Here is a 12480-nt window from a genome sequence, read left to right on the forward strand (position 1 = left end):
TGCAATTAAATCTCGTCCATGGTCAATCTCTTCATCTCAGAAATCGTTGTGATACCTTGGAGCACGTATGTCTTCGCACTTTCTCTTAATGTATGCATCCCTTCTCTTAACGCAGCTTCCTGAATGTCGGCTGCAGATCCGTTCTTATTAATAATATCTTTTAAATTATTGGTAATCGGCATAATTTCATAAATACCAATTCTACCAAGATAACCTGTTCCGTTACACAAATTACAACCGCATGGTTCATATATCTGAACTTCCTGTTCTGTTTCCATTCCTAAGTATTGTTTTTCTAAACTCGTAACAATATGTAGTTGCTTACATTCACATAATCTTCTCACGAGTCGTTGTGCAATAATGCCAATGGTAGCATCCGCTATCAAATACGGTTCAATTCCCATATCTGCTAAACGAGTTACCGTACTGGCGGCGCTGTTCGTATGAAGTGTACTTACTACAAGATGTCCGGTAATGGATGCTTTTACGGCAATCTCAGCAGTCTCAGAATCTCGTATCTCACCAATCATGATAATATCAGGATCCTGTCTTAAAATAGAACGTAGTACATTTGCAAATGTCATGTCTGCTTTTACATTTACCTGCACTTGATTTACTCCATCGATATTCGCTTCCACCGGATCTTCTACCGTTATGATATTTACTTCATTCGTATTCAATTCACTAATCGCAGTATATAATGTAGTGGATTTACCACTTCCGGTAGGTCCTGTTACGAGAAGCATCCCGTGAGGGTGTGACAAGAGCTTATCAAATTTCTGAAGATCCTCCTTATTTAGTCCCAGTTTTTCTTTGGATCTATTTAGTGTCTTCTTATCCGTTATTCTCATTACGACCTTTTCTCCATACACTGTAGGAAGTATGGATACACGAATATCGTATTCTCTTCGATCTACGACAATCGTAATTCGGCCATCTTGAGGCTTTCTCTTCTCGGAAATGTCCAGCTCGCCCATAATTTTAATTCTTGCAACTATCGCCTGTAATAATTCCACTTGATAGGTCATTGCTTCCGCAAGCACACCATCTACACGATAACGAACTCTGATTTTATTCTCAAGTGCTTCAATATGTATATCACTTGCTCGTTGACGTACCGCTTGTTCAATTATGGAGCGCACCAGAATAACAATAGGTGAATTATTCAGATCTGCTTCATAGGCGGCATTCTGTTCCTCCTCATGTTGAAGAGTCTGTTGTCTTGTTTGAGAATATTGATCCGCTACTTTTTGAATCTCTTCCTGACCGTAATATTTATCAATCGCTGCAGCGATATCGGTAGGCGTCGCAATAACAGGTTCGATTACATGATTCGTTAAGATTCCCAAGTCATCGATAGCGATAATATCCATCGGATCAGCCATCGCCACCCTTAGAACATTCGGATTCTTTGAATTATAAGCAAATGGGATTAATGAGTGTTTTCTGAGTACTGACTTATCCATCATTAGCTTCAATATCTCATCCGGGATGCGAATAGCTGACAATTGAACTACTTCATACTGTAGCTGATCCTTCAGTGCAAAAGCAATCTGAAGCTCATTGGTATATCCCAGGTCAATTAGCATCTCACCAATCTTCTTCCCGCGATTCCCCTTTTGTTTATCCAATGCGGACTTCAACTGATCTTGAGTGATGACTGAAGCATCGACCAACAAGTCGCCCAGCTTCTTCCTTTTTCTATCTCTATTATCCATTATTATCTTCTTTCTGTATATTTTGTCGAAATATATAGTAAATTAGTATCATATATTGTTTAATTCTATTATAAATGATTAACGATTTATGTCAATAATCAATAAGATATTTTACATTTCTAACGTATGTATCACATATTCTCATATTCTCTAATTGTGCGCTGTTTTAATTAATAAATTGCCAGCATATTACAAAGTAGGTTACTAAACTGGCTTCCATCATCTTTCTATCAATAATCCGAGAAATTAAATTGTAATTTCATATAATATCGTGTAAAATTATAAATCGCAACGGTTTAAATTGAAATTATAGATTTATAAATAGAAGGAGTTCTTAAAGAATGAGTATATTAAATGTTACCAACCTCAGCCACGGTTTCGGAGATCGAGCGATATTTCATGATGTATCCTTTCGTTTATTGAAAGGTGAGCACATCGGCCTGATTGGCGCAAATGGCGAGGGTAAGTCCACTTTTATGAATATTGTTACCGATAAATTAATGCCGGATGAGGGTAAGGTAGAGTGGTCAAAGAATGTTCGTGTTGGATATCTTGATCAGCATGCAGTTTTAGAAAAGGGAATGACACTTCGAACTGTTCTTCAATCAGCATTTGCCCACCTATTTGAATTAGAAGAAAAAATGAATCAAATCTGCGATGCCATGGGAACTGCAGATGGTGATGAGCTTCAGGCAATGTGTGATGAAATGGGTGAAATCCAGGATATCTTGGCTATGCATGATTTTTACATTATTGATAGTAAGGTGGATGAAATCGCTCATGCACTTGGACTTGACGACATTGGTCTTGAATGCGATGTAACAGATCTAAGCGGTGGTCAGAGAACAAAATTATTACTTGGTAAACTTTTGCTTGAAAAACCTGATATTCTACTTCTTGACGAGCCGACAAACTATCTTGATGTGCAGCATATTGAATGGCTGAAACGTTATCTTCAAGATTATGAGAACGCATTTATCTTAATATCCCATGACATTCCTTTTCTCAACAGTGTAATTAACATCATCTATCATATGGAAAATCAGGAATTAAATCGATATGTCGGTGATTACGATAAATTCATGGAAGTTCATGAGATGAAGAAAGCACAGCTGGAGGCAGCTTACAAGCGTCAGCAAAAGGAAATCGAAGAACTTGAGGACTTTGTTGCCCGTAATAAAGCACGCGTCTCCACGCGTAATATGGCAATGTCTCGTCAGAAAAAATTAGATAAAATGGAAGTAATCGAATTGGCAAAGGATAAACCCAAGCCGGAATTCAACTTTAAAGAAGCGCGTGCTGCAGGACGCTACATCTTCCAAACTGAAGATCTGGTTATCGGATATGAGGAACCACTCTCCTCTCCACTGACCTTATCGATGGAGCGTGGAGACAAGATTGCGCTGGTCGGAGCAAACGGTATCGGTAAAACCACCCTTCTCAAGAGCATCCTTGGATTAATCCCATCACTTAGTGGTCACGTAACCTTAGGTGATTACCTCTATACCGGATATTTTGAACAGGAGATGGCACCGGGCAACACCAGTACCTGTCTTGAAGAACTGTGGAAGGAATTCCCGGGATACACACAATATGAGGTTCGTTCCGCTTTAGCAAAATGCGGCCTTACCACCAAGCACATCGAAAGCTTGGTTCGAGTATTAAGCGGTGGTGAGCAGGCTAAGGTTCGCCTCTGTAAATTAATCAACCGTGAAACAAATATTCTTCTACTCGACGAGCCTACGAACCATTTGGATGTAGATGCAAAAGAAGAACTAAAGAGAGCCTTACAGGCATATAAGGGCAGTATCTTAATCATATGCCATGAACCGGAATTCTATGAAGGCCTTGCAACCCAGGTTTGGGACTGCTCAAAATGGACAACGAAAAAATAAGAAAGTGCTGAAGGATACTAGAAGGATATATGTAATGTGATACCCTTCCAGTATCCGATTCAGTCTTCGATGTCCTAAGATGATTACTAAAAAATTTGTTTTCTTATTATCTAAAAACATTTCACTTTAAACTAATTAATCAACGTACATAAATCATAATAGTAAACCAAAACCTAATTATATGTAATGATTAAGTCTAAACCCGAATGTCCTATTTTCAATTAAATAACTATACAAGATATATCTTCTTCAAAAACTCCAACCCAGTCTTGGTTTTAAATATCTTGTTCCTTATGCTTTCTATCGCTACCACAGACATCTCGTCCTCACTGATATTAACAAGAAAATCAGCTTCCACAAGGATCTGGTAGTCCAAGCCGTGGATATCATGATAGGTATGATGATGTGCGATTAAGTAGCATACTCTGGAGATGAATTTTTCATCATACCCTAAACCAGCCAGCATCTCCTTTGCAATCGGCGGCCCCTCAATCTGCTGGTACTCTCCTGCACTGCTTTGATATTTTTCTTCACTTATTTTAATTCCGATATCATGCACTACAGCTGCAACTTCTAGAATTTCCTGTAACTCATCATCCATCTTCTCTACTTCGCCAATCGCTTTGGCGAAGCCGTACACCTTGAGAAAGTGCTGAATTCTTCTAGCATCACCGGAATAATAGGTAATCATACTATTAATTACTTCCCCTGTTTTTTTCATAATACTAATCGCCCCTCCTCACACCTAGGTTCTTTTTGTGAATTCCCTTTTACACTTCGGACATGTAATACATATCTTACCTTTATCCCTTGGCACACGAATTGTTTGTTTGCATTGTGGACAGTGGTAATATTTGTGTGTTTTGGTTCCGATTAAAGACAACTTGATTTGCTTCAGCTTATTTCTAAAGGCATACGACATTCTATAATAGACCATATTTTCCTGTGATCTCTTTTGAATATTTTTAGAAAGGATACGAAACAGGGCAATTGCAAGTAAAATATAGGACAATGGATAGAGCGGGATAAACCTTGTAAATGATCCAAGAAGAGATATAGCCAACGAGATTATAATAAGAGCTCTCCCCAACTGATCAAAGCCATATCTTCCATACATAAATCTTCTAAGTTGATTCATAGATCCTCCTAATATATTGAATTCATAATTTATTGGTTTCACTAATCATACAATAGATATTACGTTTTTCCCATTAAAATTCTATTAATTTTTTATTTTATAGAAATTAAGCAAGCCGGCACAACCCCTAAAGGTCGGCCGGCTTATACTATAACTCAAAACATTCTTTCAATTTCTTTAGCGCCTTTTTTTCAATTCTGCTGACATAACTTCTTGATATGCCAAGCATTCCTGCTATTTCTCTTTGGGTTATTTCCCTTCGATTGCTTAAGCCATACCGTAAACAGATTATTTCTCGTTCTCTATCCGTTAACACTTTCCCGATAATATGATACAGTTTTTTAATATCATCTTCTAACATTATATTTTCTACAATGTCTACATCTGTTTCTTCAATGATATCTAAAAGATTTATTTCATTACCTTCCCGATCAGATCCGATTGGATCATACAAATAAACTTCTTTTGCTAACCTCTTACCGCTTCTAAGCATCATTAACAGCTCATTGTCGATACACCGGGAGGCGTATGTTGCAAGACGAATTCCTTTCTCGTCATCAAAGGTATCAATTGCTTTTATTAATCCAATTGTACCGATAGATATCAAATCATCTGTTTCTTTATCAGCCATATTATATTTTTTTACAATATGAGCGACTAATCGAAGGTTATGCTCGATTAATTTATCTCTGGCCTCTTTATCGCCTTCCTTGCACCGTCGTAGATAGTCAGATTCTTCTTTGGTGCTTAACGGTTTTGGAAACGATTTCATGAAGATAAGCACCTCAATGCCTAAGGATTCAATAATATATTATGAATGTGATTGACATAAAGTGCCTATCCCTCTTAAAAAAGGACAGAAGGACTTACTTTTTTCTATTTATGGACAGATAAGGGAAGTGATATGGTCACCGAAGTACCCTTTCCTATGTCACTCTGAACATGAATGGAACCTTGATGCATTTCGATAATATTTTTGGAGATTGCTAATCCCAATCCACTCCCAATTGATTTTGAATCGATTTTATAGAAGGAATTCATGATATACTCTAAGTTCTCTGCTGCGATCCCTATCCCCTGATCTGTTATAGTTATCTTCACCTCATGTTCATTCACAACTTGAATTACATTAATTACATCATTCTTGCCTGAGAATTTTATTGCATTATCTAATATATTTATTAACACCTGTTTTAATTTATTTGCATCAGCAGGAATCATAATCTGTGAGGTTTCCAGATACAGGTGTATCTCTTTTTCTTCTGCTTTTTTCCGAAATTGTAATACCACTTTACGTATCAAATCATCGACCTGTACATTAGAAATGTTCAAGTTCATTCGATCAGACTGATACTTAGAGAAATCCAATAAATTCTCCACCAGACTAATCAGCCGTTCGGATTCAGTATCTATCATTGACACACCAAATTGGTATTCTTCCTTCGTTATCTCATCGGGATTACGTAAAATCTCAATCCAGCCCTTAATACCGGTAAGAGGCGTTCTAAGCTCATGCGATATCGATGATATAAAGTCATTCTTCAACCGATCGGCTTTTAATATCTCATCCCCCATATAGTTTAATCTACTTGCAAGCTCGCCCAACTCATGAGGGTAGATATTATCAATTCTATCCTTGTATTTTCCCTCCGCCATCTTTTGGGTAAACTGAACAATCTCTTTTAGTGGCCTTACAATTGAATTGCCCAAATATAAGCTTATAAAAAATACAACACCCGCAACTAACATACATACAAAGAGTCCATAACCAACTAAATTCCTTATCAGACTATTAACATTTGTTAGTGACGTGCTGTATCTCAGCACCCCAATCACTTGATCATCGTAGACCAAAGGGGAGTAAAATACCAGTATTTTTTCATTAGTTAATGCATTATTTTCAATATTATAGACCGTTTTAAAACGATAAATAAGAGGATCAATAGAATAGCTGGTTTTTCCGAAAAAACCGGTTGAAGATTGTATCAATTCGCCCTTTTTGTTCAGCAAACTTAATTCCGCATCTTTATACAGATATTCACGGATTATATCATCACTATATGTGTTCAGCTCTGATCCGGTATAGTCAACCTTATTGCTCCACACAGGGTCGACCACTTCGGAATATGATTGAAATGTATTCGCAATACCATGGTAGTAATATTGCTTTAACCCCATCCAAAAGATAACCATAACAAGACCTAAGGTTAATAATATTATTATCATAAAATATAATGTGATTCTTCGCTTCATAGGCTTAATCCTTCCACTGATAACCATATCCCCAAATTGTTATGAGATGTTTCGGATCAGAAGGATCAAGTTCTATTTTTGTACGAATCCGTCTAATATTTACATCAACCACCTTAAAATCACCAACGTAATTGACTCCCCATATTTCATCAAGTAATTCATCTCTTGTGTATACCCGGTTTTTATTCGTCATAAACAAATAAAGAATGGAATATTCCGTTGGGGTTAGTTTGATTTCTGCATTATCAGATATCAAGCTTTTTTTAGTCTGATCCAGCTGTAAGGTTCCTACTTGAATCGTAGTGAGCTCTTCTTTCCTTTGAGCATATTCAATTCTTCGAATCAATGATATAATTCTTGCATCTAATTCCACCATACTAAATGGTTTAACAATATAATCATCTGCGCCCTGAATAAGCCCCTTGACCTTATCCTCATCCTGTGATCTGGCTGTCAGCATAATTATGCCAACTGACCCGCTGACTTTTCTTATCTCTTCACATACTTTATATCCATCGATACCCGGAAGCATTAAATCAAGAAGTACGATGTCAATATCATTCGCACCAAATATTGTTAATGCTTCCTCACCATTTTCTGCTTCATAGATCTTATAATTTTTCTTTCTTAAATTAAGACATACAAAACTTCGTATCGATAATTCATCTTCTACAACAAGTATCGATTTCATGATTTGCTCCAGTCTGTGCCTATTTCAAATCTTCTGCAAACAAATGAAAATTATCTATAGATATTGGCATATCCTTTTTGCTCTCTGTATAGAAAACCAGGTTCTTATTTTCACCAAGTTTTAGTCCGGTTCCATTATATTTTTCTTTATCAACCCAATTCACATTGAATACAATCTTCTGTGTATCCGTTGATAATAAATTTATTCCGTTATCAAGTTTCTTAATGGTTACTTTATTATACCATTCTTTTGGAATGTTTATATAAAAGTGATACATATCATTATTATATCTCTGCGCAATTGTCTGCTTTGAACCATCCACTTTGTAATCATTGTAGGTATATATAAATGGAATCTCTGCCATCGCAGCATCTTCATATCCTTTCGGAATGTACATCCCACCGACCTCTATTACTCCGTCATGATTAATATCTTTACTATAGAGAGGATATTCTTTTAGTAATACACCATCAAATTCATTGCCGACTAATACAAGTTTCCCATTATCATAAGAAATTATTTCAGTAAGCATGGAGTGAGCTCCTACTCCACTATCAATAAATACAGCATTCTTACCATCTGCTAATTTACCATTTACAATATTCTCATGATATGCATCAGCATTAAGAATTACAGAGGATTGTTTTTTAAGTTGTCCCTTATCATATTGATAAAGAGTAGCCTTCTGCGAACTACCAACTTCTCCGCTTAGTAGCAATATCTCTGGGTTTTTATCCCCATTATAGTCATTTACATCAATCCACTCATAACTATCATCTACTTTGGTAAATAATTGATTATTTTTGAATTCATAAATTTGGAGCTGTTTCTTCGCGTCTGTATCTGCGATACCCACTCCAATAATCAATTCTTTATCTCCATCTTTATTTAAATCGTTAATTTTAAAATAATCTACATAGGTTAAATTTGTTGAGATATCACTGATCTTTTTCCAAACCCCATTCTTTTCTTGTAAAACCATAATATGCACAGGTTTGTTCTCATTCATATCACGGTACAACACGATACCCTCTTGAGTCCCATCCTGATTCAGATCCTCCGTAAAGATTGACTGCTTTGGCTCTGAGAACTTTGCAGTTGCAAGCTCGAATCCTTTTGGCAATAACTGATTTAATGTCTCTTTTAGATTTTCTTGCCTTTCATTTGATAATTTGGGAGTATTTATAAAACTTACGCTATCATCCATACTTCCGCAACCAGATAATGCAAGTGACATCCCAGCAAATACACCTATTAATAATTTCTTCTTCAACCTCATTTTTAATTTCCTTTCCTGCTATTTATTATAATCATAAATAGAGTATATATAAAATTTTTCAAAAGAGGGTTACAAAAAAGTTACAGTTTTTAACCACATCAGACAAAAGGTCCTCTATTATTGCAATCTTGCTTAAGTTTTACTCTGCTGTATTTAAGCGTGGTTTAAACAACCATTTTAACTTTGTCTCGGAAATAATAACGGCTGATAGGATAAGAAGACATCCTATTACAACTCTGCTTGTAACCGGATCATGTACAATTAGAATGGAGAACACACTTCCAAATACAGATTCCATAGACATCAATACCGCGGCTGTTGTTTCATCCGTATATTTCTGTGATACGGATTGAAGAAAGAAAGCCGCCGAGGTAGCGAATACACCAAGATATATTACACTAATCCAGCTATTACCGGCAGCACTAATGTGGTAATCCCCAGTTACTAATACTGATAACATAGAAAGCACAAATGCCACAATCATCTGGATAGCTGTTAGTGCCATGGCATCATGTCTTTTCACAAATTCTCCGGTAAAAAAGATATGTAACGCAAAGCCCACCGCACATAGCAGAGTTAATACATCTCCATATCCCAGCATCAGATTTCCTTGCAAAGATAATACCGCAAAACCGATCATTGCTAGAATTGCGCCATATACGCTGAAGCGATCTACTTTCTTTTTATATATTACAAAAGCAATGAATGGAACAATCACCACATTGGTAGCAGTTAGAAATGCATTCTTTGAAGGGGTGGTATGTTGTAAACCTACGGTCTGCAAAACGAAACCAACAAACAAAAAGAGCCCTAATATCAAACCTGCCATTAAGGTTTTCTTATTCACTTTCTTTAATTTCTTATATGCAAACGCTCCCATAATGACTGCCGCAAGAAAAAATCTCACGCACAATATTTGAAGTGGAGACATGTCATTCAGAGCAACCGCATTGGCTACAAATCCAAACCCCCACATTACGGCAACCGTTAACAGTCCAATCAATCCTAAGTGTTTTTTCATACTATTTTCTCCCATCTTATTAAACTATGTACAAAAGCGGAAAGAGTTACTCTTTCCGCCTAATAATATCATATCCTTCAAGCTTTGTTCCAAAATCAACATAGATGATCTGTCTAGGATGCGGGCAACTCTCCATCTCCTTACCATCCTTATCAGTAATTCTCTTAACAGTAACTGTGATTGTGTCTCCATTTGGTTTAATGATTTCTACTGATTCACCCACACTGAATTTATTCTTCTGTTCAAGTTCATAGAGACCATCCTTCTCCCCTGCAATTGTACCCAGATAGGTATAAGCCTTCTCATAGGTATTATGATCGTATATTTGATCCTCATGCTGCGGTTTCCCAAAGAAAAACCCGGTAGTAAACTGTCGATTCACACCCTTACGTATCTCCTCCATATATGCAGCTTTATTTGCCTCGTATATAGCCGGATCCTTAAAATAATCATCAATCGCTTTACGATAAGTTCTAGCAACTGTGGCAACATATAATGCTGTCTTCATCCTACCCTCAATCTTAAAGCTGTCAATTCCCGCTTTTACAAGTTCCGGAATATATTCAATCATACATAAATCTTTGGAATTAAAGATATAGGTTCCACGCTCGTTCTCTTCAACCGGTAGATACTCGCCCGGTCTGGTTTCTTCTACAATGTGATATTTCCATCTACAGGAATGTGTGCAGGCTCCCATATTCGCATCTCGTCCGGTAAAATAATTACTCAGAAGACACCTTCCCGAATAAGCAATACACATCGCCCCATGAATAAATGTTTCAATCTCCATTCCAGTAGGAATATTCGCTCTTAACTGCGATAGTTCCTCCATCGATAATTCTCTAGCGGATACTACTCTAGTAGCTCCAAGTCTATGCCAGAAACGATAGGTTTCATAGTTCGTATTATTTGCCTGGGTACTGATATGAAGTTCAATCCCCGGTAATTCCTCCATAGCTATATTATAAACACCCGGATCCGATACAATTAAAGCATCCGGACGAAGCTCTCCAAATTCCTTTAACTCTTGAAAATACTTGCGTATCCCATTAATATCCTGATTATGCGCTGTAATATTCGCTGTTACATAAACCTTTTTACCGTGCTGATGGGCGAATTCAATTCCCGCCTTCATATCCTCCATCGAAAAATTCTTGGCCTTCGCACGAAGTCCGTACATGTCACCACCGATGTAAACTGCATCCGCTCCGTACATCACTGCAGTCTTTAATGTTTCCAGATTACCTGCAGGTATCAACAATTCCGGTTTTTTTATTTCTTCAAGCATTTTATACCTCATTCCTAAGTAAATCTATCCTAATCGGTGACTCAGTGCTATGCCATCACCGATTGGTAATATTGCTGTTTCTAATTCCTCCATATGAGTAATCGTATATAGATACTCCCTCATTCTGGAGTGAATTGTTCGATCCCTTCTGATGATGCTATATCTTGAATTGGTAACCGTTCCATCCTGTAATACATTATCCGTTACAAGTAGCCCTCCAACTTCAAGCAGCTTCATAATCTCCGGTAGAAAGCTCATATATTGAGCCTTGGCAGCATCTAAGAAGATAAAATCATATTGCTTACTCTCTTTCGTTAATGCCTTTAGTTCATCAAGTGCTTCCCCTTCACGTAGGGTAATCTTATCCTTATACGGAAACGTGGAATCGGTTAGATTTTTTCTCGCCTCAACAAGGCGCATCTCAACCTTTTCTATCGTAGTAATTTCACATTCTTTACAAGTATATTCACTCATAAAGAGGGCGGAAAAGCCAATGGCTGTTCCGACCTCCAGAATTCGTTTTGGTTGTTTCATTTGCAGCAAAAACTTTAATATTCCTTGTGTATCCTTCTTAATGATAGGAACATAGTTTTTTAATGCAACTTTTTCTAACTCAAGAAGCTCAGGAGTAATCTCTGTTGCCAATGAATTAATATAAGCTGCGATTCTCTCGTCTACTATCATGTTTTCATATGCCTTTCCAACTTACTTGGTTTGGTTATCGGATTTTGGCGTGGAAGTATCTCCCTTCCCCTTATCACTCTTCACATTCTTCGCATTCTTCTCTTTCGTAGTCGAATTTGAAATGTCAGTAATTACATTCAAGATATCATCATATGTCATGGAATTATTGATTTTATATGTTCCAGGCATAATCACTGCTTCTTGAAGCTTTGTTTTTAGATAGAATACAAACTTATTCTCAATGGCACGCTCATTTTCAAGCTTTGCTGCTACATCCATTGAAGAATCACCCTTTTGAATCTCTACAGTGAGATTCGTACCGGGAGCCTCCTGTACTGTTACCGGTCCAAAAAACTGATAAGTAAAATCATACGTAAGCTTGCTGACATTAATGATTAAAAATGCCACTAACGCATAAAATCCAAGATTTAAAAGTAATTTAAATACATTACCTATTACTTTTAATGATAATTTTTCCGATGTGTTTTTAATCGCCATAAACCGCCTCTCTTA

At 36.9% G+C, this 12480-nt stretch carries 12 protein-coding genes; 1 reads left to right on the forward strand and 11 read right to left on the reverse strand.

Annotation, left to right across the window (positions count from 1 at the left end; translation table 11 throughout):
* Window positions 1-5: 5 nt before the first annotated feature.
* Window positions 6-1718: a GspE/PulE family protein gene (locus AC6IWN_RS10190; RefSeq protein WP_497987305.1), complete on the reverse strand. Its 1713-nt coding sequence runs from the start codon at window positions 1716-1718 to the stop codon at window positions 6-8.
* Between the two features lie 341 nt (window positions 1719-2059).
* Here AC6IWN_RS10190 and AC6IWN_RS10195 point away from each other — a divergent pair, with 341 nt between their 5' ends.
* Window positions 2060-3613, forward strand: coding sequence for an ABC-F family ATP-binding cassette domain-containing protein (locus AC6IWN_RS10195; RefSeq protein WP_497987306.1), 1554 nt, complete (start codon window positions 2060-2062; stop codon window positions 3611-3613).
* Window positions 3614-3842: 229 nt separating this feature from the next.
* Here AC6IWN_RS10195 and AC6IWN_RS10200 read toward each other — a convergent pair whose 3' ends face one another.
* The 10 genes from AC6IWN_RS10200 to AC6IWN_RS10245 all read right to left on the reverse strand — a co-directional run bounded on the left by AC6IWN_RS10200 (window position 3843) and on the right by AC6IWN_RS10245 (window position 12465).
* The gene (locus AC6IWN_RS10200; protein ID WP_497987307.1) at window positions 3843-4334 is read right to left on the reverse strand and encodes an HD domain-containing protein; all 492 of its coding nucleotides are present in this window, start codon (window positions 4332-4334) and stop codon (window positions 3843-3845) included.
* 24 nt (window positions 4335-4358) lie between these two features.
* Window positions 4359-4751 carry a hypothetical protein gene (locus AC6IWN_RS10205; protein WP_497987308.1) on the reverse strand — a complete coding sequence of 131 codons (393 nt, stop codon included), beginning with the start codon at window positions 4749-4751 and terminating at the stop codon, window positions 4359-4361.
* A 148-nt stretch (window positions 4752-4899) separates the two neighbouring features.
* Window positions 4900-5523: an RNA polymerase sporulation sigma factor SigK gene (gene sigK, locus AC6IWN_RS10210; protein WP_497987309.1), complete on the reverse strand. Its 624-nt coding sequence runs from the start codon at window positions 5521-5523 to the stop codon at window positions 4900-4902.
* Window positions 5524-5627: 104 nt separating this feature from the next.
* Entirely contained in the window at window positions 5628-7004 is a 1377-nt protein-coding gene (locus AC6IWN_RS10215; protein WP_497987310.1) for a sensor histidine kinase, read from the reverse strand.
* A 4-nt stretch (window positions 7005-7008) separates the two neighbouring features.
* Entirely contained in the window at window positions 7009-7695 is a 687-nt protein-coding gene (locus tag AC6IWN_RS10220) for a response regulator transcription factor (protein ID WP_497987311.1), read from the reverse strand.
* 19 nt (window positions 7696-7714) lie between these two features.
* Complete coding sequence (locus AC6IWN_RS10225) at window positions 7715-8974, reverse strand: hypothetical protein (RefSeq protein WP_497987312.1); 1260 nt, start codon at window positions 8972-8974, stop codon at window positions 7715-7717.
* Window positions 8975-9113: 139 nt separating this feature from the next.
* A complete protein-coding gene (locus tag AC6IWN_RS10230; RefSeq protein ID WP_497987313.1) occupies window positions 9114-9995 on the reverse strand; it encodes a DMT family transporter in 882 nt (293 codons plus the stop codon).
* A gap of 46 nt (window positions 9996-10041) precedes the next feature.
* Window positions 10042-11283 carry a peptidase U32 family protein gene (locus tag AC6IWN_RS10235; protein WP_497987314.1) on the reverse strand — a complete coding sequence of 414 codons (1242 nt, stop codon included), beginning with the start codon at window positions 11281-11283 and terminating at the stop codon, window positions 10042-10044.
* Window positions 11284-11307: 24 nt separating this feature from the next.
* Complete coding sequence (locus tag AC6IWN_RS10240) at window positions 11308-11967, reverse strand: O-methyltransferase (RefSeq protein WP_497987315.1); 660 nt, start codon at window positions 11965-11967, stop codon at window positions 11308-11310.
* A gap of 21 nt (window positions 11968-11988) precedes the next feature.
* Window positions 11989-12465, reverse strand: a complete 477-nt coding sequence (locus AC6IWN_RS10245; protein ID WP_497987316.1) for an endolytic transglycosylase MltG — start codon at window positions 12463-12465, stop codon at window positions 11989-11991.
* Between the last annotated feature and the right edge of the window lie 15 nt (window positions 12466-12480).

The sequence above is a fragment of the Variimorphobacter sp. HTMS_6 genome (assembly GCF_059717775.1).